Annotated in this window: 19 protein-coding genes and 1 tRNA gene; 12 read left to right on the top strand and 8 right to left on the bottom strand. The window is 68.0% G+C overall.

Translation table 11 applies throughout. The features are described from left to right. Nucleotides 1-81: 81 nt before the first annotated feature. From HNQ73_RS14805 to HNQ73_RS14790, 4 genes are read left to right on the top strand one after another with little or no spacing between them, the layout of a single operon-like run. Nucleotides 82-1,977 carry an ABC transporter ATP-binding protein gene (locus HNQ73_RS14805; RefSeq protein ID WP_183335661.1) on the top strand — a complete coding sequence of 632 codons (1,896 nt, stop codon included), beginning with the start codon at nucleotides 82-84 and terminating at the stop codon, nucleotides 1,975-1,977. Further along, a complete protein-coding gene (locus HNQ73_RS14800) occupies nucleotides 1,974-3,938 on the top strand; it encodes an ABC transporter substrate-binding protein (protein ID WP_183335660.1) in 1,965 nt (654 codons plus the stop codon). Before HNQ73_RS14805 ends, HNQ73_RS14800 begins: the two co-directional genes overlap by 4 nt. Next, nucleotides 3,935-4,951: an ABC transporter permease gene (locus HNQ73_RS14795; RefSeq protein ID WP_183335659.1), complete on the top strand. Its 1,017-nt coding sequence runs from the start codon at nucleotides 3,935-3,937 to the stop codon at nucleotides 4,949-4,951. Before HNQ73_RS14800 ends, HNQ73_RS14795 begins: the two co-directional genes overlap by 4 nt. Nucleotides 4,952-4,970: 19 nt before the next feature. Further along, entirely contained in the window at nucleotides 4,971-6,131 is a 1,161-nt protein-coding gene (locus tag HNQ73_RS14790; RefSeq protein WP_210305320.1) for an ABC transporter permease, read from the top strand. Here the strand turns inward: HNQ73_RS14790 and ade are convergent. The 6 genes from ade to lipB form a co-directional block, all read right to left on the bottom strand. Then, entirely contained in the window at nucleotides 6,122-7,852 is a 1,731-nt protein-coding gene (gene ade, locus HNQ73_RS14785) for an adenine deaminase (RefSeq protein ID WP_183335657.1), read from the bottom strand. The genes HNQ73_RS14790 and ade overlap by 10 nt on opposite strands. 153 nt (nucleotides 7,853-8,005) lie before the next feature. After that, entirely contained in the window at nucleotides 8,006-8,632 is a 627-nt protein-coding gene (locus tag HNQ73_RS14780) for a PRC-barrel domain-containing protein (protein ID WP_183335656.1), read from the bottom strand. A gap of 294 nt (nucleotides 8,633-8,926) precedes the next feature. Next, nucleotides 8,927-9,277, bottom strand: a complete 351-nt coding sequence (locus HNQ73_RS14775) for a RidA family protein (RefSeq protein ID WP_183335655.1) — start codon at nucleotides 9,275-9,277, stop codon at nucleotides 8,927-8,929. Between the two features lie 90 nt (nucleotides 9,278-9,367). Next, a complete protein-coding gene (locus HNQ73_RS14770) occupies nucleotides 9,368-10,126 on the bottom strand; it encodes an SDR family oxidoreductase (protein WP_183335654.1) in 759 nt (252 codons plus the stop codon). A 191-nt stretch (nucleotides 10,127-10,317) separates the two neighbouring features. Further along, nucleotides 10,318-11,925: a carboxyl transferase domain-containing protein gene (locus HNQ73_RS14765; RefSeq protein WP_183335653.1), complete on the bottom strand. Its 1,608-nt coding sequence runs from the start codon at nucleotides 11,923-11,925 to the stop codon at nucleotides 10,318-10,320. 130 nt (nucleotides 11,926-12,055) lie between these two features. After that, entirely contained in the window at nucleotides 12,056-12,733 is a 678-nt protein-coding gene (lipB, locus tag HNQ73_RS14760; protein ID WP_183335937.1) for a lipoyl(octanoyl) transferase LipB, read from the bottom strand. A 313-nt stretch (nucleotides 12,734-13,046) separates the two neighbouring features. On the opposite strand from lipB, the gene HNQ73_RS14755 reads away from it, so the two are divergent. The 4 genes from HNQ73_RS14755 (at nucleotide 13,047) to HNQ73_RS14740 (ending at nucleotide 16,102) form a co-directional block, all read left to right on the top strand. Further along, a tRNA-Leu gene (locus HNQ73_RS14755) sits at nucleotides 13,047-13,131 on the top strand. Nucleotides 13,132-13,255: 124 nt separating this feature from the next. Next, nucleotides 13,256-13,750: a CAP domain-containing protein gene (locus HNQ73_RS14750; RefSeq protein WP_183335652.1), complete on the top strand. Its 495-nt coding sequence runs from the start codon at nucleotides 13,256-13,258 to the stop codon at nucleotides 13,748-13,750. Between the two features lie 129 nt (nucleotides 13,751-13,879). Then, a complete protein-coding gene (gene mgtE, locus HNQ73_RS14745; RefSeq protein ID WP_183335935.1) occupies nucleotides 13,880-15,283 on the top strand; it encodes a magnesium transporter in 1,404 nt (467 codons plus the stop codon). 66 nt (nucleotides 15,284-15,349) lie between these two features. Beyond that, nucleotides 15,350-16,102: a glycoside hydrolase family 25 protein gene (locus tag HNQ73_RS14740; RefSeq protein WP_244650233.1), complete on the top strand. Its 753-nt coding sequence runs from the start codon at nucleotides 15,350-15,352 to the stop codon at nucleotides 16,100-16,102. 48 nt (nucleotides 16,103-16,150) lie between these two features. Here HNQ73_RS14740 and HNQ73_RS14735 read toward each other — a convergent pair whose 3' ends face one another. Next, nucleotides 16,151-17,272: a GNAT family N-acetyltransferase gene (locus HNQ73_RS14735; RefSeq protein WP_183335650.1), complete on the bottom strand. Its 1,122-nt coding sequence runs from the start codon at nucleotides 17,270-17,272 to the stop codon at nucleotides 16,151-16,153. 147 nt (nucleotides 17,273-17,419) lie between these two features. Continuing rightward, nucleotides 17,420-18,745, bottom strand: a complete 1,326-nt coding sequence (locus tag HNQ73_RS14730) for an oligosaccharide flippase family protein (RefSeq protein WP_183335649.1) — start codon at nucleotides 18,743-18,745, stop codon at nucleotides 17,420-17,422. A 238-nt stretch (nucleotides 18,746-18,983) separates the two neighbouring features. On the opposite strand from HNQ73_RS14730, the gene HNQ73_RS14725 reads away from it, so the two are divergent. The 4 genes from HNQ73_RS14725 to HNQ73_RS14710 all read left to right on the top strand — a co-directional run bounded on the left by HNQ73_RS14725 (nucleotide 18,984) and on the right by HNQ73_RS14710 (nucleotide 22,905). Then, nucleotides 18,984-20,156, top strand: a complete 1,173-nt coding sequence (locus tag HNQ73_RS14725; RefSeq protein WP_183335648.1) for an isovaleryl-CoA dehydrogenase — start codon at nucleotides 18,984-18,986, stop codon at nucleotides 20,154-20,156. A gap of 303 nt (nucleotides 20,157-20,459) precedes the next feature. Beyond that, nucleotides 20,460-21,296 (top strand): ornithine lipid ester-linked acyl 2-hydroxylase OlsC, encoded by an 837-nt coding sequence (olsC, locus tag HNQ73_RS14720; protein ID WP_183335647.1) that lies wholly within the window; start codon nucleotides 20,460-20,462, stop codon nucleotides 21,294-21,296. A gap of 54 nt (nucleotides 21,297-21,350) precedes the next feature. Then, the gene (locus HNQ73_RS14715; RefSeq protein ID WP_183335646.1) at nucleotides 21,351-22,187 is read left to right on the top strand and encodes an aldo/keto reductase; all 837 of its coding nucleotides are present in this window, start codon (nucleotides 21,351-21,353) and stop codon (nucleotides 22,185-22,187) included. A gap of 247 nt (nucleotides 22,188-22,434) precedes the next feature. Next, nucleotides 22,435-22,905 carry a lysozyme inhibitor LprI family protein gene (locus HNQ73_RS14710; RefSeq protein ID WP_183335645.1) on the top strand — a complete coding sequence of 157 codons (471 nt, stop codon included), beginning with the start codon at nucleotides 22,435-22,437 and terminating at the stop codon, nucleotides 22,903-22,905. The last annotated feature ends 15 nt before the right edge of the window (nucleotides 22,906-22,920 follow it).

Raw genomic sequence — 22,920 nt, 5'->3', positions numbered from 1 at the left:
GGTGACCGAAGAAAGTCATTTTAACTTTTGGGCGTAGCGCTTTAGTGTTGGAACTTCCCAGGGGGCATCGGGAGAGTGGCGTTGACGCCGGCACAAGAGCGCGCCAACCACATATTGCTCAGCATCCGCGACCTCGCTGTCGAGTTTGCTGGCGACGGGGGCGGTGTTTTCCGAGCGCTCGGCGGCGTCTCGTTCGACATTCCCTCCGGAAGCACGGTCGCCCTCGTCGGGGAATCGGGCTCGGGCAAGTCGGTCACTGCCCAGGCGATCATGCGCATCCTGCCCAAGAAGGGGCGGATTGCGGCTGGCAGCATCCTCTTTGACGAAGCCGGCGGTGTCCCTGTCGACATCGCGCAGCTTCCCCCCGGCAGCGAGGCGATGCGCGCCCTGCGCGGCGGGCGCATCGCCATGATCTTCCAGGAGCCGATGACATCGCTGTCGCCCCTGCACACGGTGGGTGACCAGGTGACGGAGGCCCTGCAGCTGCACTGCAAGGTCACCCCGCAGGAGGCGCGCGCCGAAGCGGAACGCGTCTTCGCCCGCGTTGGCTTCCCCGATCCCAAGCGCACCTTCGTCACCTACCCCTTCGAGCTGTCCGGCGGCATGCGCCAGCGGGCGATGATCGCCATGGCGCTCATCTGCAAGCCCGCCCTGCTCATCGCCGACGAGCCGACGACGGCGCTCGACGTGACGACCCAGGCGCAGATCCTCGACCTCATCCGTGAGCTGCAGGCCGAGACGGGCATGGCCGTGCTGATGATCACCCACGATCTTGGCGTAGTCGCCAACGTGGCTGACGAGGTGGTGGTCATGTACCGCGGCCGCATCGTCGAATCCGGGCCGCGCGACGAGCTCTTTCGCAACCCGCAGCACCCCTATCTCAAGGCGCTGATGCGCGCGGTGCCACGCTTCAACATGGCGCCCGGCGAGCGGCTGACGCCGCTGCGCGAGGTGGCGAGCGGCGAGATCATCGCCGCCGCAGCCGCTGCCTGCCCCGTGCGCCCGGTGCCGCGGGGGCCGGTGCTCTCGGTCGAGGACGTGTCGAAGACCTACACCATGCGCGCCGGCTGGTTCTCGGGCGAGACGCGCAAGGTGCACGCCGTCAACCGCGTCAGCCTCAAGCTGACGCCCGGCACGACGCTGGGCCTCGTCGGCGAATCCGGCTGCGGCAAGACGACCCTCTCGAAGATGATCATGCGCGCCCTCGCGCCCGACGAGGGGCGCGTCCTCTTCGACGACGGGGACGGCCCGCGCGACGTGCACGCGCTGTCGGGCGACGATCTCTTCGCCTATCGCCGGGCGGTGCAGTTCGTCTTCCAGGATCCGTTCTCCTCGCTCAACCCGCGCATGACGGTGTACGAGATCCTGACCGAGCCGCTCGTCATCCACGGCATCGGCACGCCCGACGAACATTTCGCCAAGGCGAAGATGCTGATCTCGCTCGTGGGCCTGGAAAAGCACCACCTGCGCCGCTATCCGCACTCCTTCTCCGGCGGCCAGCGCCAGCGCCTCGGCATCGCGCGGGCACTGGCGCTGTCGCCGCGCGTGCTGCTGTGCGACGAGCCAGTGTCGGCGCTCGACGTGTCGGTGCAGGCGCAGATCCTCAACCTGCTCAAGGACCTGCAGGCGGCGCTCGGCCTCTCCTACCTCTTCGTCTCGCACAATCTCGCGGTCGTCGACTACATCGCCGACGACATCGCCGTGATGTGCCGCGGCCGCATCGTGGAGCAGGCGCCCAAGCAGCTGCTCTTCAGGCGGCCGCTACATCCCTACACGCAGGCGCTGCTGGCGGCGGTGCCGAGCCCGGACCTCGACCGTCCGCTCGACTTCGCCAAGCTGCGCAGCGACCGCTTCTCCAATCCCGCCGACTGGCCTGTGCCCTACCGGCTGACGGCGGACACCCCCGGCGAGATGGTGGAGGTCGAGCCCGGCCACCTCGTGCGCGTGACCGACGCCGGCGCGAGGATCGCAGCATGACGGCGCGTTGCCTTCCGACCGTCTCCCTGCGCCGTGCGACGGCGGGTCTCCTGTTCTGCCTCGCGGCCCTCGTTGCCGGCCCCGGAGCCGCGGAAGCGATGCCGGCCCTCAAGGAGACACCGTTCTTTGCCGAGGTGGTCGGCAGCGGCCAGCTGCCTCCGATTGCCGAGCGGGTGCCACAGGAGCCGCTGGTGGTCGATCTCGAGGCACACGGCCGCGTCACGGGACGGCAGGGCGGCTCGATCAGGACGCTGGCCGCCAGAGCGCGTGACATCCGCTACCTGTCCGTCATGGCCTATGCCCGGCTCGTCGGCTACGATGAGAACCTCAATCTCGTGCCGGACATCCTTGCCTCCTACGACGTGGAGGAAGGGCGCCGCTTCACGCTGCACCTGCGCAAGGGGCACCGCTGGTCGGACGGGCACCCCTTCACCGCCGAGGACTTCCGCTACTGGTGGGAGGATGTCGCGCTCAACCGCCACCTCATGCCGGCGGGGCCGCCCGATTTCATGCTCGTCGACAACGAGCTGCCGACCTTCGAGGTACTGGACGAGACCACCGTGCGCTATACGTGGTCGAAGCCAAACCCCCTCTTCCTGCCCACGCTGGCCAAGCCGCTCGCCCCGCACATCTACCGGCCGGCGCATTTCCTGAAGCGCTTTCACGCGCGCTACACCGACCCCCAGTCGCTGGCGCAGGCCGCCGCGCGGCAGAAGCTCAAATCCTGGGCCGCGCTGCACAACCGCGTCGACGCGATGCCGGACTTCTCCAACCCCGAGCTGCCGACCCTCGACCCCTGGCGCGTCGTCACCGCAGGCCCGTCGAGCCGCTTCGTCTTCGTTCGCAATCCCTACTACCACCGCATCGACACCGCCGGGCAGCAGCTCCCCTACATCGACAAGGTCTACGTCGACATCGCCTCGAGCGGGCTGCTCGCCGCCAAGGCGAATGCCGGCGAGGCCGACCTCCTGGCGCGCGGCCTGACCATGGCCGACATCCCCGTGCTCAAGCAGGGCGAGAAGGCGAAGGGCTACCGCACCCTGCTGTGGCCCATCGCCCGCGGCTCGGAGGTGACGCTCTATCCCAACCTCACCACGACCGACGCGGAGTGGCGCAAGCTCAACCGCGACGAGCGCTTTCGCCGGGCGCTCTCCCTCGGCATCGACCGACGCACCATCAACAACGCCCTGTTCTTCGGCCTCGGCATGGAGGGCAACAACACCGTCCGCGAGGGCTCGCGCCTGTTTGAGGAGCCGTTCCGGAAGCTCTACGGCACCTATGATCCCGGCGAGGCCAACCGGCTGCTGGACGAGATCGGGCTCGACCGGCGCGACAGCTCCGGCGTGCGGCTGCTGCCGGATGGGCGCCAGCTCGAGATCGTCGTCGAGGTGGAGGGCGACATGACGATGCTCGTCGACACCCTCCAGCTCATCGGCGAGTTCTGGCGCGAGATCGGCATCAAGCTCTTCATCAAGCCGCAGGACAGGACGGTGCTGCGCAACCGCGCCTATTCCGGCCTGCCGGTGATGACTGCCGGCCCAGGCCTCGACAATGCCATCCCCACGGCGGCGATGCCGCCCGGCGAGCTCGCCCCCATCAGCCAGTATCACCTCTCCTGGCCCAAGTGGGGCCAGTATGTGGAAACGCACGGCAAGGTCGGCGAAGCCTGCGACATGGAGAAGCCGAAGGAGCTGCTCGCCCTCTACCGGCAGTGGCTGGGCACGACGGACGAGGCCGAGCAGGAGCGCATCTGGAAGCGAATGCTCATGCTGCACGCCGAGAACCAGTGGACGATCGGCACGGTGGCCGGTGCGCTGCAGCCCATCGTGCTGCGTGACGGCCTCGCCAACTTCCCGGACAAGGCGCTCTACAGCTGGGAGCCGACCGCCCTCCTCGGCATCTACCGCATCGACGAAATGTTCTGGGACCGCGCCGACCGGCGCGTGGCGGCTGCGCAATGATCGGTTTCGTCGCTCGACGGCTCGTCACCATGGCGCTGACGCTCGCCGTCATCAGCCTTCTCGTCTTCCTCATCATCAAGCTGCCACCCGGCGACTTCCTGACCAACCAGATCGCCGAGCTGCGTGCCCAGGGCGACGCAGCGGCAACGGCCAAGGCCGAGTTCCTCATCAAGCAATACGGCCTCGACCGGCCGGTCCTCGAGCAGTACCTCGTCTGGATCGGCGTATGGCCGGGCCCCAACGGCTTCTCCGGCCTGCTGCAGGGCGACTGGGGCTGGTCGTTTGAGTACGACCGGCCGGTCAACGAGGTCGTCGGCGACGCGCTGTGGCTGACGCTGCTCGTCAACCTCACCACGGTCGTCTTCCTGCACGTCGTGGCCATTCCCATCGCCATCTATTCGGCGACGCGCCAATACTCGATCGGTGACTACCTCGCCACCTTCGTCGGCTACATCGGCCTTGCGACGCCCAACTTCCTCCTGGCGCTCGTGTTGCTCTACTACATGAACCACTGGTTCGGCATTTCCATCGGCGGCCTGTTCGATCCCGAATATGCGAACGAGCCGTGGAGCCTCGCCAAGGTGGGCTCCCTGCTGCAGCACCTTATCGTGCCGACCATCGTCATCGGCCTGTCGGGCACGGCGGCGATGATCCGGCGCATGCGCGCCAATCTGCTCGACGAGCTGTCGAAGCAGTACTACGTCACGGCCAAGGCCAAGGGCATGCCGCAGACGCGGGCGCTGCTCAAATATCCGTTCCGCATGGCCCTCAACCCCTTCATCGCCGACATCGGCAACCTGCTGCCCAACCTCGTCTCGGGCTCGGTGCTGGTGTCGCTCGTGCTCAGCCTGCCGACCGTGGGCCCCATCCTCCTTGCGGCTCTCAAGTCGCAGGACCAGTTCCTCGCCGGCTTCATTCTCATGTTCGTCGCGGTGCTCACGGTCGTCGGCATGCTGATCTCCGACCTGCTGCTGGCGTGGCTCGACCCGCGCATCCGGCTGGGGCAACGCTGAGATGACGAACGTGAGCCAGATGCCCTCCCGGCGCCGCAGCGCACACTTCGTCGACAAGGCGCCCTTCGACCCTGGCGCAAGCGAGCCCGGCGGCCGTGAGGACGAGCGCTTCTTCCGCGCCTCCTCGCTCACGCTCATCTGGTGGAAGTTCCGCCGCAACAAACTGGCCGTCGTTTCGGCCTTCATCCTCGTCGTGCTCTATGCGGCCATTCCCTTCGTCGAGGTGATCGCGCCCTACGGGCAGGCCCAGCGCAACGGCGATTTCCTCTACGCGCCTCCGCAGCCAGTGCATCTGTTCCACGAAGGCTCGTTCGTCGGCCCCTTCGTCTATCCCTACAGCTTCCGCTTCAACCTCGAGACCTTCACGCGCGACTACGAGGTCGACACCAGCCGCCCGCAGCCGCTGCGCTTCTTCTGCGCCGGCGAGCCCTATCGTTTCTGGGGGCTGTTCGAGACGCGCTTCCACCTCGTGTGCCCGCCCGAGGGCGGCACGTTCTTCCTGCTCGGCACCGACCGGCTGGGGCGAGACATCTTCTCGCGCATCGTCTACGGGGCGCGTATCTCGCTCACCATCGGCATCGTGGGCATTGCCGTGTCCTTCGCGCTCGGCCTGTTCTTCGGCGGCATCGCCGGCTATCTGGGCGGATGGGTGGACAACGCCATCCAGCGTCTCATCGAGATCCTTCGCTCGCTGCCGGAGCTGCCCCTGTGGCTGGCCCTGTCGGCCGCCCTGCCGCCGAACTGGAGCCCCGTGCTCGTCTTCTTCGGCATCACCATCATCCTCGGCCTGCTCGACTGGCCGGGCCTGGCGCGGGCGGTGCGCTCCAAGCTGCTCGCCCTCCGGGAGGAGGATTTCGTCAAGGCGGCGGAGCTCATGGGCGCCTCGCGGGCGCGCATCATTGGCCGGCACCTCATCCCGAACTTCATGAGCCACCTCATCGCCTCGGCGACGCTGTCGATTCCCTCAATGATCCTCGGCGAGACGGCCCTGTCCTTCCTCGGGCTCGGCCTGAGGCCGCCGATCACGAGCTGGGGCGTGCTGCTCAACGAGGCGCAGAACCTGGCGGCAGTGAACCTCTATCCCTGGCTGCTGTGGCCCATCGCCCCCGTCATCGTCGTCGTCCTCGCCTTCAACTTCATGGGCGACGGGCTACGCGACGCGGCCGATCCCTACCACTGAACCACCGGCTGCTCGACCTGGTGCGCGACGAGTTGCATGCGGTCAACGTCCACGAGGCCGAAGTCGCTGATCTTGAGATGCGGGATCACCGGCAGCGGCAGAAACGCCACCTGCAGGAAGGGCTCGGGCAACGTCACGCCAAGCCCACGGGCCGCCGTGTGCAGCGGGCCGAGGCCGGCATGGACCTCCTCATAGGGCCTGTCGCTCATCAGGCCCGCGACCGGCAGGGGCAGTTCCGCCCGGACCACCCCGCCCTCGACGACGACGAAGCCGCCACCGATGGCGCCGAGGCGGTTGACGGCGAGCGCCATGTCCGCGTCGTCGACTCCGACGACGCAGATATTGTGGCTGTCGTGCCCGACGGACGAGGCGATGGCCCCGCGCTGCATGCCGAAGCCCGAGACGAAGCCGCGCCCGATGTTGTCATTGTGCCCGTGGCGGGCGACGACCGCGACCTTGGCGATATCCGACGCCGGATCGGCGACGAGGGCGCCGTCGCGCGCAGGCACGGGACGGCTCAGCTTTTCCGTGATGATCTTGCCGGGGATGACACCGATGACGGGCTGCTCGCCCGCCGCGCCGGGGATGGCGAAATCAGCTGCCGAGACCTCGCGCGCCTTCATGCTGGCGAGGCCGATGAGCGCCACGGGCTCACGCTGCGCAAACAGATCTGGCCGCAGCAGCCGCCCGCCGACGATGACGTCCGACACCTGGCATTCCTCCAGATGGTCGAGGAGGACGATGTCGGCCCGCTTGCCGGGCGCGATCATGCCGCGGTCGAACAGACCGAACGCGGTTGCAGCCGTCAGCGAGGCGGAGCGATAGGCGGCGAGCGGCGGCGCGCCGAGGGCGATGGCGGTGCGGATGAGGAAGTCGATGTGCCCTTCCTCCGCAATGTCGAGCGGGTTGCGGTCGTCGGTGCAAAAGGCAAGGAAGGGCGAGGTTGTGAGCGTGAGCAGCGGCGCGAGGGCGTGCAGGTCCTTCGACACCGAGCCCTCGCGGATGAGCACCGTCATGCCCTTGCGGATCTTCTCGAGCGCCTCCTCCGCGCTCGTCGCCTCGTGCTCGGTACGGATGCCGGCGGCGCAATAGCCGTTGAGATCCTTGCCCCTCAGCAGCGGGGCGTGGCCGTCGATATGGCTGTTGGCGAAGGCCTGCAGCTTCGCGACGCAGGCGGCATCGAGCGCGAGGACGCCGGGAAAGTTCATGAACTCGGCGAGCCCGATGACCTTGTGATGGGCCAGGTAGGGCAGAAGGTCGTCGGCATCGAGCCTCGCGCCGGACGTCTCGAGCGCCGTCGCCGGCACGCAGCTCGACAGCTGCACGAAGAGGTCCATCACCATGCGCTCGGACGAGGCGAGGAAGAAGTCGAAGGCTGCGGCCCCGAGCACGTTCGCCATCTCGTGCGGATCGCAGATCGCGGTCGTCACGCCATGGGGCAGGACGCAGCGTTCGAACTCCTGCGGCGTCACCAGCGACGATTCGACATGGCAATGGGTGTCGATGAAACCCGGCACAGCGATACGCCCGCCGCCATCGATGGTCTCGCGCCCCTCGTAGCGGTCATACGTGCCAACGATGGTGTCGCCGCATAGCGCGATGTCCGTCGCGACGAGATCGCCCGTCACAAAATCGAGCAGCCGGACGTCGCGCACGACGACATCCGCCGCGGCCGCGCCCCTGCCCTGCGTCACACGCTCGCTCAAGCTCGCCCGCGCCATCGCTCGTCCCCGCCAGCGGCAAGCTGCCCACATCCTAGACGCGATCCTAGACGCGCACCGTCGGGAGGCAAACACCGGACGCGAAAAGGCGGCCCGCCGGGGCGGGCCGCCTGGTGCGGCGCGCGACACGTCACGCGCCCACCTTTGCTACCGTCACTGGTTCGGCGCGGCAGCCGGCGGCGTGGCCGGAGCCGGCGGCGCGGTCTGATCCGCCGGCCGCGTCGAACCCGTACTCATCTTGTCCTGTTCGGAGCGGATGTCGGCGAGCGTCTTGAAGGCCGGGGCCTGCTCAAGCTGCTCGCGGGTGGCCGACAGCGTGATCTTCTCGATCTCGCCTTCGGCGTTCTTCGACACCTGCAGCTCGGAGAACGGGATGGCGACATCCTTCTGGCCGATGCCGAGGAAGCCACCGACGCCGATCACGGCCGCATCGGCCTGGCCTTCCTGGCCGAGCACAACGTCGCTGATCTCGCCGATGGTCTTGTCGTCCATGCCGACCACCGTCTTGCCCATCAGGTTCGAGACCATCCACTGTGATTCGCCTTGGGCGGTCACGAAACCGGCCGGCGCGCCCATGGCCGGGGCCGCGGCCGAGCTGTCGGGAGCCTTCATCTCGGTGGCGCCGGGCGTGCTCGGCACGGCGGGCGCGGCGCCGGGCGCCTGCGGCTGTACAGCCGGCGGGGTCTGCTCGGGGGTCGACGGAGCAGTGGTCTGCGCCATGGCCGGCACGGCCAACAGCAGCGCAGCAGTTGCAACGGTGACACCAAACTTGGTTCGCATGACGGAATCCTCTCTTCTGCTGACCTTCGCGGGACGCGCGGTCCCCTTGCGTCACGCCCCCTTCGGGCGCGCGCTCAGGTCGGCCTGGTTCGCGTGCTTTTCGATCGAACCGTGGATGCAGTTCACGCCTCGCCATCCACGTTCGTCAGACCAACACGCGAAAGGAGCGGATGGTTCCGACAGGCGACGAAAACCTGTCCTTTTCCGGCAGATGCCGCCGCAACGCTGCGCACGGCAAGGAAAAGGGCGCGGCACCGGTGTGCCGCGCCCTTCCCGGTCGGATGGCCGCTGGCGTCAGCGCGCCGCGACGACCATGATCTCGACCTTGTATTCCGGAGCAGCGAGCTTGGCCTCGACGGTGGCGCGGGCCGGCGTGTGGCCCTGCGGCACCCACGCGTCCCACACCTCGTTCATCTTGGCGAAGTCGGCCATGTCCGCCAGCCAGATGTTGGCCTTGAGGATCTTGGTCTTGTCGGTGCCGGCCTTCTTCAGCGTCTCGTCGATCTGGGCGAGGATCTGGCGGGTCTGGCCAGCCGCGTCCTGCGTCGTGTCCTCGGCGACCTCACCGGAGAGGAAGACGAGATTGCCGAAGACCACCGCCTCGCTCATGCGCGGGCCGACGCCGATGCGTTCGATCGAAGACATGTTCACTCCTGAAGCTCAGAGAAGGGATGCAACGGCTTACCCTGCCCCGCCCGCCACGGGAAGCCCCCGGCGGGCACGCCACCATTGCCCTCACCCGCGGCCGACGAAGGGCATCTTCGTCGCCATCACGGTCATGAAGAGCACATTGGCGTCGAGCGGCAGGCTCGCCATGTGCAGCACGGCGTTCGCCACATGGGTCACGTCCATCAGCGGCTCCTTCCTGATGGAGCCGTCCGCCTGCGGCACGCCCTCGGCCATCTTGGCGGCCATGTCGGTCGCCGCATTGCCGATGTCGATCTGCCCGCAGGCGATGTCGTACTTGCGCCCGTCGAGCGAGGTGGAGCGCGTGAGACCCGAGATCGCGTGCTTGGTGGCCGTATAGGGTGCCGAGTTTGGCCGCGGCGCATAGGCCGAGACGGAACCGTTGTTGATGATGCGGCCGCCGCGCGGGTTCTGGTCCTTCATGATCCTGAAGGCTTCCTGCGTGCACAGGAACGGCCCCGTGAGATTGGTGTCGACCACCTTCTGCCACTGCTCGTAGGTGAGCTCCTCGAGCGGCACGCCCGGCGCCGAGACGCCGGCATTGTTGAAGAGCACGTCGAGCCGCCCGAAGCGCTCCTCGCAGGCGGCGAACAGGGCCTTGACCGACTGCGGGTCGGTGACGTCCGTCGGCACGGCGAGCGCCTGGTCGGCCCCGGCGCCGGCGAGGCGAATCGTCTCCTCCAGCGCGTCCTTGCGACGGCCTGCGAGGACGACGTTGTAGCCGTCCTTGAGGAAGGCGATCGCCACCGCCCGTCCGACGCCGGATCCCGCGCCCGTGATGATTGCCACCTTGCCCTTCGATGCCATGCGACGTCTCCCTGTCCCCGGCCGCTCGTGCGGCGCTTGTCGGCTCTGAAACGGTTTAATAGCCGGACAGTAGCGGCTCTCGGCGGCAATGTGGAGGCCGACGGGCGGAATGCCGGGGATGTGGACAGGGAATGCGCGGCCGGCGGCCTGCGAAGGCCCGATGTCGCGGGAGGCGGCCTCGCGCCGGTCCGTCACATCCTGAAGACGCCGAATCTCGTCTCCTCGATCGGCGCGTTGAGGCAGACGGAGAAGGCAAGGCCGAGCACGCGGCGCGTCTCGGAGGGCAGGATGATGCCGTCGTCCCACAGGCGGGCGGTGGCGTAATAGGGGTTGCCCTCCTCCTCGTAGCGCGCGCGGATGGGGGCCTTGAAGGCCTCCTCCTCCTGCGCGCTCCAGGCCTTGCCCTCGGCCTCGAGGTTGTCGCGCCTGATGGTGGCGAGCACGCTCGCCGCCTGCTCGCCGCCCATCACCGAGATGCGGCTGTTCGGCCAGGTGAAGAGGAAGCGCGGCGAATAGGCCCGCCCGCACATGCCGTAGTTGCCGGCACCGAAGGAGCCGCCGACAAGCACCGTGATCTTCGGCACACGGGCGCAGGCGACGGCAGTGACGAGCTTCGCCCCGTCCTTGGCGATGCCGCCGGCCTCGTACTGCCGGCCCACCATGAAACCCGAGATGTTCTGCAGGAAGAGGAGCGGGATGCGCCGCTGGCAGCACAGCTCGATGAAATGCGCGCCCTTGAGCGCCGATTCGGAAAAAAGGATGCCATTGTTGGCGATGATGCCGACGGGGATGCCCCAGATGCGGGCGAAGCCGGTGACGAGCGTGGTACCGTAGAGGCGCTTGAACTCGTCAAACTCAGACCCGTCGACGAGCCGGGCGATCACCTCGCGGATGTCGTACTGCTTCTTGAGGTCGGTGGGCACGAGGCCCTCCAGCTCGGCCGGGTCGTAGAGGGGCTCGACCGGCGTGGTCAGGGCGATGTCGCTTTTCTTGACGGTGTTGAGGTTGGCGACGATCCGCCGGGCGAGCGCGAGGGCATGCACGTCGTCCACCGCGTAATGGTCGGCGACGCCCGACTGGCGGGCATGCACGTCCGCGCCGCCGAGATCCTCCGCCGAGACGACCTCGCCCGTGGCCGCCTTCACCAACGGCGGACCGCCGAGGAAGATGGTGCCCTGCCGGCGCACGATGATGGTCTCGTCCGACATGGCCGGCACATAGGCGCCGCCGGCCGTGCATGATCCCATGACCACGGCGATCTGCGGAATGCCGAGGGAGGACAGGGTCGCCTGGTTATAGAAGATGCGGCCGAAGTGATCCCTGTCGGGGAAGACCTCGGTCTGGTGCGGCAGGTTGGCCCCGCCCGAATCGACGAGGTAGATGCACGGCAGCCTGTTATCGCGCGCGATCTCCTGCGCGCGCAGGTGCTTCTTCACCGTCATCGGGTAGTAGGTGCCGCCCTTGATGGTCGAATCGTTGCACACGATCATGACCTCGCGGCCCTCGACGCGGCCGATGCCGGCGATCAGCCCGGCACCGTGGATCGCTTCGCCGTACATGCCGAAGGCCGCGAGCGGCGCGATCTCGAGAAACGGCGAGCCCGGATCGATGAGGCGCATGACGCGTTCGCGCGGCAGCAGCTTGCCGCGGGCCAGGTGTCTCTCCCGCGCGCGGGGCGGGCCGCCTTGCGCCACCTCGGCCCGCCGCGCCTCGAGTTCCGCCCTGAGCTCGGCCCAGGCGGCGGCGTTGGCGCGGAAATCGGCGGATGACGAATCGATCGCGCTCTCGATGGCCGGCACGCGTCCCTCCCCAAGGCTTGCCCCGCACGGCGGGTCGTCGGCCGGACTATGGCGCCCTGCCCGCCGTCCGGCAACGTGCGCCGATGCCAAGGCGCGTTTGGAGAGGGCCGTCGCTGCCCCGGCGGCGCGCTCAGGCCGGCACAGAAACGGTGGGGCCGAAGATGTCCTCGAAGCGCGCCCTCAGCGTGGCATCGATCTCCGGCATGGTAACTGGAATGCCAAGGTCAACGAGGCTGGTGACGCCGTGCTCGCGCACGCCGCAGGGCACGATACCGGAGAAGTGCGAAAGGTCCGGCTCCACGTTGAGGCTGATGCCGTGGAAAGTGACCCACCGGCGCACGCGGATGCCGATGGCGGCGATCTTGTCCTCCGCTGCCGGCCCCTTCTCGGGCCGGCGCACCCAGACGCCGACGCGGTCCTCCCGCCGCTCGCCGCGCACGTTGAAGCTGTCGAGCGTGGCGATGAGCCAGGCCTCGAGCGCAGCGACGAAGGCCCTCAGGTCCTGCGTGCGCCGCGACAGGTCCAGCATGACATAGGCCACCCGCTGGCCCGGCCCGTGATAGGTGAACTGGCCGCCGCGACCGGAGCGGAAGACGGGAAAGCGGCCCGGATCGACGAGATCGGCATCGTTGGCCGAGGTGCCGGCCGTGTAGAGCGGCGGATGCTCCAGCAGCCAGACGCATTCGGCCGCCTCGCCCGCCGCAATCGCCGCGACGCGGGCCTCCATGGCGGCCACCGCCTCCTCGTAGCCCACATAGCCCTCGCTGATGCGCCACTCGACGGGCGGCGCGCCCGCCTGCGGCAGCATCACGCCACTCAACTCGTCTCTCGCCCTCAGCACCGCACCGCCATCCTGTCCCGTGACACGCCGACGCATCCCGCGCGGCCCGCCGCAGAAAGTGGGGCGCCTTCCCGCATTCGACAAGTTCGAAAGTCGCAGCGCAGCCCCCGCAGCGGCGGCGCAAGCCGTGGCAGCCCCCGGAAAACGCCGGCGCAGGGTCTTTTTTCATGCCCGCGGCGTGGGGGTTTTGCACAGGCCGCAAGGGGGCTCTTGTGGAGCCGACTCCGATCTGTTACATCCCAGCCCGCTTCCGGAAACGGACGTTTCCAACGAAGCGGTTGCGGTCGTGGCGGAACTGGTAGACGCGCTACCTTGAGGTGGTAGTTCCGAGAGGAGTGGAGGTTCGAGTCCTCTCGACCGCACCATGAATTCGAGCCGACGGCTCCAGACGGCGGTCCCGCGAGGGATCGCCGCTTTGTTTTCGCCCGGCCTTACTTCTGCCGGGTGCGCCATCGAGAAGCGTTGTTCCCTCAGCTGTCAATGACGCTCATGAAGGCTCCCGTTCTCGTCGTTTCGCTCGCCCTGGCGCTCGCGGCCTGCACCACGGCGGGCTCCAAACGCCAGACCGTCGATTCCGTATCGTCGCAGGCCGCGCCGGCCGCGGCCGCTGCCGTCTCGCGCTTCCGTGCGGCGAACGGGCTCGGTCCGGTGACGCCGGACGAGGCGCTCAATGCGGCAGCGCGGCAACAGGCCCGCGCCATGGCGGAGAAGAACCTGCTCTCGCACGACGCCGCCGGCTCGTTCTGGAACCGCATGAACGCCACCGGGCGGCGCTTCACGCACGGGGCGGAAAACATCGCCATGGGGCAGCGCTCGCTGGAGGAGGTGGTGGAGGACTGGCGTCGCTCGCCGGAGCACCGCCGCAACATGCTCCAGTCCCCCGCCTCCCACATCGGCTTCGCCCACGCCCGGGCGGGCGGACGCAACTACTGGGTGCTCGTCATCGGAGGCACCGCCCCGCGCGGGCCGCAGCCCGGCATGTGAGGCGATTCGCCCGCGGGTCGGGCGCGAAGGCCGTCCGCGTGCAACAAAGCCGGCCGTGGGCGGTTGTCTTCCTCAAACAGCCCCCCTAGAAGGGCGTCGAACTCCACACACATCAGCGGGCGGATGAGCATGGTGAACGTCGAGCATGAGACGGCGCCCGAGGCGCTCGCGTTCCGGGACGAAGAAGGCAACGTCAACCCGTCCTTTCTGGAGAGTGCGTCCAGGGCCATCGCCGAGGGTGATGCCGAGGGTCTGCGGCGCCTCGTCGACCCGCTGCACGAGGCCGACCTCGGCGCCCTCATCGAGGCGCTCGACCACGACGACCGCACGCGCCTGCTCGCGCTGCTGGGCAGCGATTTCGACTTCGCCGCGCTCACCGAGGTCGACGACACGATCCGCAAGGAGCTGCTCGAGAGCATCCCGAACGCCAACATCGCCGAGGGCGTGCGCGAGCTCGATGTCGACGACGCTGTCTACATCCTCGAAGACCTCGACGAGGACGACAAGGCCGAGGTGCTCGAGCAGCTGCCGCCGCCCGAGCGCGTGGCCCTGCAGCGCTCGCTGGACTATCCGGAGGATTCGGCCGGCCGGCGCATGCAGACGGAGTTCATCGCCGTCCCGCCGTTCTGGACCGTCGGGCAGACCATCGACTACATGCGCGAGACGGAGGATCTGCCCGACACCTTCTACGAGATCTTCGTCGTTGACCCGACCTTCCAGCTGATCGGCACGGTGCCGCTCGACCGCCTGTTGCGCACCAAGCGCCCGGCGAAGATCAGCGATATCATGAGCGAGGACCAGCACCTCATCCAGGCCACGGACGACCAGGAGAAGGCGGCGCGGCTCTTCCAGCGCTACAACCTCGTCTCGTGCGCCGTCGTCGACGAGTCGAAGCGCCTCGTGGGCGTGATGATGATCGACGACATCGTCGACGTCATCGAGGAGGAGGCCGACGAGGACCTCAAGGCCCTCGGCGGCGTCAAGGGCGACGAGGAGCTGTCGGACACCGTCTGGCACACGGTGCGCAGCCGCTTTCCCTGGCTCTTCGCCAATCTCGTCACGGCCATCGTGGCGGCCAACGTCATCCACCTGTTCGAGGGCTCTATCCAGCAGATGGTGGTGCTGGCCGTGCTCATGCCCATCGTTGCCTCGATCGGCGGCAATGCCGGCACGCAGACCATGACGGTGACGGTGCGCGCGCTTGCCACGCAGGAGCTGCGCCGCTCGAACACCTGGCGCATCATCCGCCGCGAGGTCGCCGTCGGCGTCTGCAACGGCATCGGCTTCGCCATCATCCTCGGCTCGGTGGCGGTGTTGTGGTTCGGCATCCGAGACCTCGGCTTCGTCATCGGTCTCGCCATGCTCACCGTCCTGTCGGTGGCGGCGCTGGGCGGCATCCTCATCCCGCTGACGCTGCACAGGCTCGGGGTCGATCCCGCCGTCTCCTCCGGCCCCTTCGTGACGACGACCACGGACGTGATCGGCTTCTTCGCCTTTCTCGGGATTGCGACGCTCTGGTTCGGGCTGTCGTAAAGGGTTCGTCAACACATTGAAACGAATCGTCGCGGCATGTTTCTCTCAAAGAGCGCACGCCGCCCGATGCTCCGTCGCCTTGTCGTCACCTCCCTCGCCGCCCTCGCCCTGGTGGCCTGCTCCTCGATGGATTCGTTCTATCCGGAGAAGGGCGATCGAAAGCCGCATCCGGGGGTCGCCAAGGCGCACCGCTATCCCATCCACGGCATAGACGTCTCCCGCTGGCAGGGCGACATCGACTGGACGGCCGTGCGCCGCGCCGGCACGCAGTTCGTCTTCATCAAGGCGACCGAGGGCGGCGACCACATCGACCCCAATTTCTACAAGAACTGGGAGGGCGCGCGTGCTGCCGGCATCCCGCGCGGTGCGTATCACTTCGTCTACTGGTGCCGCCCCGCGCACGAGCAGGCCGAGTGGTTCCGCCAGCACATCCCCAACGACCCGGATGCGCTGCCGCCAGTCCTCGACGTGGAATGGAACGGCCATTCCAGGACCTGCCCGCAGAAGGTGCCGCGCGAGGTAGCGCTCGAGAAGATCCGCCTGATGCTGGCCGAGCTCGAGGCGCACACGGGCAAGCGGCCGATCATCTATACCGACATCACCTTCCATCAGGAGGTGCTGGAGAACGAGCTGCCCGGATACCACTTCTGGGTGCGCTCCGTCGCCGCCGAGCCGGAGGAGCGCTACAACAACCGGCGCTGGACCTTCTGGCAGTTCACCACCACGGGCCGCGTGCCGGGCGTCAAGGGCGACGTCGACCGCAACGCCTTTTTCGGTACGGCCGACATGTGGGAAAAGTTCAAGAAGGGCCAGCTCTGAGCGGCCCCGGTCGCAGCGGGTGGCCAGCACCGCCGGCCCGCTCTCGCCTTACCTGAGGCGCGCGATCAGCTCCTTCGCCTGCTCGCGCAGGCGGCGCGTCTGGCGGATGGTGAGAAGCATTGCCTCGAAGTACCAGCGCGGCGTGCTCGCCGTCGTGGCGAGGAACAGGGCTCCGACCTCCTGCTCCTCCAGCCAGTAGGCCGCCAGCGGATGGTTCGGCTGCGCGCAGGAATCGAGCCGCTTGTAGACCTTCCCGTCGAGCGTGCGACGCAGGAGATAGAGATCGAGCAGCGTGCCGGGGCTCGCCTGCGAGAAGTGCTCGTCATAGGCGCTCTTGGCGGCGAAGACGACGCCGTCGCGCACGAGGTTGACGTTGACCGCCACGGCCCGGCCGGACACGGCCAGGATGTCGAAGGTCACCCCGTCGGCGACGCGCTGGGGGCCGAACAGATGCCCGCCGAAATTCCGGGTGGTCTCGCTCTTGGCGAGGGCCGTGCCCGCCGCCCCCTTCCAGCCCGCGGCCTCGATGGCGAGGAAATCCGCATAGGCGCGCGCGGCCTCGGGCCCCGGCCCCTCGACGGTGTGGTAGGTCACGTCGCCGTGCGTCGCCAGAAGCTGCTCGGCGCGGCGCAGGTTGCGCCGGCGCTTGGACGAATAGCGCGCCACATAGGCGTCATACGACAGGTCGCTCTCGACGGCCGGACGCGCATATCCGCCAAGCCATGTGTGTCTGATGCCCTGCCGTGCCATGACGTTCTCGAGCGCGATCGACGCGCCGCGCCCGCGCGGCATACGCGGACACTTGAGGACTGCGCCCCCCCGGCACAGCCGGCCGAGGTCGCGCAGGAAGGCCTCCCACACGCCCTCCGGATCGCTCGCGCAGATCAGGGGCGCGGACGTGGATGAGAACATGCGGCTGACGTAGAGGCTCGGCAGCGGCCAGAGGAGTCCGTGTCTCAGATCCCCGAACTGCAGCGGAAAGAGGCCGGCGAGCTCGCGCGGTCCGCCCTGCTCGCGCCAGACGGCGACGACCCAGATGGTGCCCTTCTCGATGAACCGCGCAGCAGCGGACAGCGCATCCGGCTCGAAGAACGGGTTGGGCTCGACGGCAGACCTGGCCAGTCGCTCCCAGGCCTCACGCTGGGGCAGCAGGTCCGCCACCGTCGTCATCTCGCTCCGATACGCGGCACCGGAAGAGTGTGTCTTTTCCTGAACTTCGCTCCTCACAGCCGCGGCTCCCTCCCGCTTCAAGCTTACCCCGTATTGTCCCCGTTCCGATTTTTCTCGCGCGCAGCATTCAATGGCCGCATCGTTCGATCAAGGCGACGCTGCGTCCTGCGGTTGCGGCCTTCCGCCGCCCATGCCCCCGCTGCGCAGGTGGCTGCCGAGGAGCAGCCATGCACCCGTGCCGAGGATGACAGTCGTCGCCGCCATCGCCGCGAGCGAGGCGAGCCCCGCCCCGACGATGCCGAGCACCGGCACAAGCAGGAGCCCCGTCGCGACATTGACGAGGAGCCCCGCAAGCTGGCTCATGAAGGTCCAGCGCTCGCGCCCCAGCACGTTGAGCAGGTCGTCTGCCGGCCCGACGGCAGCACGGAGCACCTGGGCGGCGATGAGCAGCGGCAGCACCGTCGTGCCCGCGATGAAGGCCTGTCCGAACAGGCCGAGCACGAAGCCGCCGAGCAGCCACAACGCGACGCCGCCGACGAGCACCGGCACCAGCGTGACAACCACCGCCTGGGCGGCGCGGCGCGCAAGCGCCCGGCGGTCGCCGCTCGCTGCCATGGCGGCGAAGCGGTAGCCCATGGCGGCGCTGACGGAATATTCGACGAAGCCCAGCACCGAGGCGACGCGCGTCGCGGCGAAGTAGATGCCGACCGCCGCCGGCGGCAGAAAGGCGCTGAGCACGATCGTGTCGCCATAGGTGCGCAGCAGCCGCGCCCCGTCGGCGAGAAACAGAAGCCCGCCCGAACGCAGCCACAGCGGCAGCACGCGGCGCAGGCTCCTCTTGGGCGTATCGGCCGCGGGCATCCGGCGCATGATGAGCACGTGCTGGACCGTTGCAGCAATGACGAGAGCGGCAAAGCTCGCGACCATGGCCGTCACGGCCGTCCCCGGCCAGCCAAGGCTGTAGGCGCCGGCGACGAAACCGAGGACGAGCAGTTGGCGCAGGATGTAGGGCGGGATGAAGGCGAGGCTCAGCCACCCGCGCGAGCGCGCCATGCCTTCGAGCAGGTCGGCATAGGCGAAGACGGGCACGCAGGCGGCAGCGATGAGGAAAGGTGCGATGGCGCCCGCCCAGCCTCCCGCCAGAAGCGTGGCGGCGGCGCCCCCGAGCGCGAGAACGCCCGAGACGAGGGCGACGACGCGCCGGCCAACTGTGAGGAAGGCATCGTGCAGGGCCAGGTCGCCCTTCTGCAGGTAGCGCGGCAGGAAGCGCACCACCGTCTGGCTGAAGCCGAAGCAGCCGGCGAAACCGCCGATCGTCACCCACAGCCATGCCAGGGCGAAGACGCCGTACTCGGTCGCGCCAAGGACGCGCGCCAGCGCGAATTGCACGACGTAGCCGATGCCGGCGGAGGCGACACGGATGGTGAGCGTGGTGGCCGCCGACAGCACCTGGCGCGAAGCGAGCTTTTTCACCGCGCGGCGCCAACCCGCGGGTGCCTCTTCCAGATGCTGCGGCGACGGTTGCAAGGGCTCTCCAAGGCAATCGGACAATGGAACAGGCGGGGACGCTAGCAACCCGCGCTTAATGACGGGCTAATGGGTGTGCGCGTGGCCGAGGCGCCGGCTTGGCATCGGCGCACGGCCGCGCGCGCTGACAGTCTTCCGCCCAAGCGCGTATAACGAACCACAAGACAAGAGGAGGAACCCCGCCATGCCCAGCAACCGTCCGCAGGACTTCAACTTCGACCTCGGCGAGACGGCCGATGCCATCCGCGAGACGGTACGCGCCTTCGCGCAGGACAAGATCGCCCCGCGCGCCGACGAGATCGACCGCACCAACACCTTCCCGCGCGACCTGTGGCCGCAGATGGGCGCCCTGGGCCTGCACGGCATCACGGTGGAGGAGGAGTTTGGCGGCGCCGGCCTTGGCTATCTGGAGCATTGCGTGGCGATGGAGGAAATCTCGCGCGCCTCCGCCTCGGTCGGTCTCAGCTACGGCGCCCATTCCAACCTGTGCATCAACCAGATCCGTCGCAACGGTACGGCGGAGCAGAAGCGCCGCTACCTGCCCAAGCTCATCTCGGGCGAACATGTCGGCGCGCTGGCGATGTCGGAGCCGGGAGCGGGCTCTGACGTCGTCTCGATGAAGACGCGGGCGCAGAAGCGCGGCGACCGCTACGTGCTGAACGGCAGCAAGATGTGGATCACCAACGGTCCCGTGGCCGAGACGCTGGTGGTCTACGCCAAGACCGACCCCGATGCCGGCCCGCGCGGCATCACCGCCTTCATCGTCGAGAAGGGCATGAAGGGCTTTTCCACCGCCCAGAAGCTCGACAAGCTTGGCATGCGCGGCTCGGACACGTGCGAGCTCGTCTTCGAGGACTGCGAGGTGCCGGAGGAGAACGTCCTCGGCACTGTCGGCAAGGGCGTCAATGTGCTGATGTCGGGCCTCGACTACGAGCGCGTGGTGCTGGCCGCCGGACCGCTCGGCATTATGCAGGCCTGCCTCGATGTGGTGATTCCCTATGTGCACGAGCGCAAGCAGTTCGGCCAGCCGATCGGCACCTTCCAGCTTGTGCAGGGCAAGCTCGCCGACATGTACGTGACGATGAACGCCTGCAAAGCCTATGTCTATGCCGTGGCGAAGGCCTGCGACCGGGGCGAGACGACGCGCGAGGATGCGGCCGGCGCCATCCTCTACGCCGCCGAGAAGGCGACGCAGTGCGCCCTCGATGCCATCCAGCTCCTCGGCGGCAACGGCTACATCAATGACTATCCGACGGGCCGCCTGCTGCGCGATGCCAAGCTCTACGAGATCGGCGCCGGCACCAGCGAGATCCGCCGTATGCTCATCGGCCGCGAGCTCTTTGAGAAGACGAGCTAGCTGGCGGCGCGCGCGGACAGCGAGCGGCGCGAGGCCTCGCGCCGCTCGCTGTCCGTCATAAAATCGCCATCGCAGGCGCCCGAACTGCTCCGGTCGCATGCTGCGGCATGGACCGTCCCGGCCGTTTCGAACACGTCCAATCTGCTGCCGGTCCACTTCTATTGCATGCAGTCGGCAGTAGAATGGCACACGGGCCGTTGCGGCCGGCGGCGGCTGTCATTAGCTATCTGCAGCTGACTACGGTTGCGTGCGATCCAGACCGCAAGACCCATTGCGCGGGGCACGAGGAGCGGGAGCAGAACCTTGAAGCACGAAGCCCACACCACGACGGCCACGACCGATGGCGCGACGCAGACCTTCAGCACCGAGGGCATTGCCCCGATGGAGCGGCCGAGCCTCATCACGCGCGTGCTGATGGGCATTGTCGCCTGGGCCGAGAAGCTGAACCTCAAGTACTCCAAGGTTGGGAATCCGCCGGTTTACGACAACGCCACCTTCCCCTGGGTGGCCGAGATCGAGCGCGAGTGGCATCTCATTCGCGCCGAACTGGACAAGGTGCTGCAGCGCCAGGAGGAGCTGCCCTCCTTCCACGAGATCTCCACCGACGTGCAGACCATCAGCAAGGATACGCGGTGGAAGACCTTCTTCCTCGCCGGCTATGGCCTTACCTCCGAGCAGAACATCAAGCAGTGCCCGGAGACCTGGCGCATCGTGCAGAAGATCCCGGGCCTCAAGACGGCAATGTTCTCCATCTTCGAGCCAGGCAAGCACCTGCCGCCGCACCGCGGCCCTTACAACGGCGTGCTGCGCCTGCATCTCGGCCTCATCGTGCCGGAGCCGCGCGACAAGCTCGGCATCCGCGTCGACAAGCAGATTTGCCACTGGGAGGAGGGCAAGGCGCTCGTCTTTGATGACGCCTACAACCACGAGGCCTGGAACCACACGGACAAGACGCGCGTCGTGCTCTTCGTGGATTTCGTCAAGCCGCTGCGCTTCCCGGCCAACCTCATCAACTGGCTGCTGCTGAATATCGCCGTCTTCACGCCCTTCATCCGCGAGGGCCTCGACAACCACAAGGAGTGGGAGAAGCGCTTCTATGCCCAGGCCGAAGCGCTGCGCAACAGCAGGGCCGCCAGCTGACGCACGCCTGCGGCCAGGCTCGCAACCAACTTCCGAACGAACGAGGACACCTGCATGACCGCTCCGCTCGTCGAAGCAAACGGTGCCGCCATACCCGCTCTCGGGCTCGGCACGTGGGAAGCAACGGACGATTCCTGCATCGCCGCCGTCCAGTGGGCCATCGAGGCGGGCTATCGTCACATTGACACCGCCGCCCGCTACGGCAACGAGGAGGCGGTGGGCCAGGGCATCCGTGCCTCCGGCATCCGCCGTGACGAACTCTTCGTGACGACGAAGGTCTGGTACGAGGATCTGTCCGAGAGCAACGTGCTGCGCTCGGCCGAGGCGAGCCTGCGTCGCCTCGGCCTCGACAATGTCGACCTGCTGCTCATCCACTGGCCGAACGCCAACATCCCGCTGAAGGAAACCATCAAGGCCCTCGGCCGGGCGAAGCGCGACGGCCTCACACGCCACATCGGTGTCTCCAACTTCCCCGTCGCGCTGCTGGACGAGGCGGTGGCGCGCTCCGACGAGCCGCTGGTGGCCAACCAGTGCGAATATCACCCCTATCTCGACCAGTCGAAGGTGCTCGAGGCGTGCCGCCGCCACGGCCTCGCCTTCACCTCCTACTGCCCGCTTGGGCGCGGCCAGCTGCTCAGCGAGCGCACGGTGCTCGAAATTGCCGAGCGGCACGGCAAGACTCCCGCCCAGGTGGTGCTGCGCTGGCACGTGCAGCAGCCGGGTGTGGTCGCCATTCCGAAGTCAACCAACCGCGAGCGCATCGCCGAGAACATCGCCATCTTCGACTTCACGCTCGACGAGGACGAGATGGCGCGCATCCATGCCCTCGCGCGCCCCGACGGGCGGATGATCGACCCCTCCTGGGCTCCCGCCTGGGACAAGGCCGCGTGAGAGGGAACGCGCGTTTGCCGTTCCCTTGCCACGCTGGTCACTGTCGGGGCGGCTGGGAGGGGCCGTGATCTTGGCGACGACACAAGACCCGACTGGCACCGCGAGCCTCGTAAACAGGGCTGCCGGGTGCCGCTTCCGGCCAGAGGGTCGCTCTTGCGGTGCCTTCGGTGTGCGCTGGAACCGTCCGATGCCGTTGCCCCTTCGCTCAAAGCCGTGCCCTGCCCTGCTCCGGCTGGCCTGCCTGCTAATGTCCCTCATCACCGCGCTGACGGCCACCCCGCCGGCGACATGGGCCGCAACTGCCGAGACTGTCTCCGCCGCGGATCGGGACGCGATGGCGAAATGCCTCGGCGAAAGCGACCGTGCGCCGTCGGCGTGCATCGGCTCCATCGCGCTCGTCTGTGCGCGGCTCGACGGCGGCGACCGCCGCGAGGCCGAGATCGCGTGCTCGCGGCGCGAGGTGGCCGTCTGGCGCGAACGCATGGCCGAGGCCATCGCTGCCCTCGACGAGAAGCTCGACGAAGCGGCGCGCGCCCGTTTCACCGCCGTGCAGCAGGCGTGGGAGCACTATGCGCAGCTCAACTGCCGCTTCATCTCGCAGGCATTTCCGGACTCTCCGCGCGCGGCAATGTTCGAGGCGGGCTGCGAGCTGAGGGAAGTGGCCGAACGCACGATCCATGTGGAGCGGCTGTTGCGGCGGCTGAACTCGGGGCGTTGAGCAGGAACACGGGCG

The sequence above is a fragment of the Chelatococcus composti genome (genome assembly GCF_014201415.1).
GTDB lineage: Bacteria > Pseudomonadota > Alphaproteobacteria > Rhizobiales > Beijerinckiaceae > Chelatococcus_A > Chelatococcus_A composti.
This window is presented reverse-complemented; position numbering and strand designations above follow the sequence as displayed.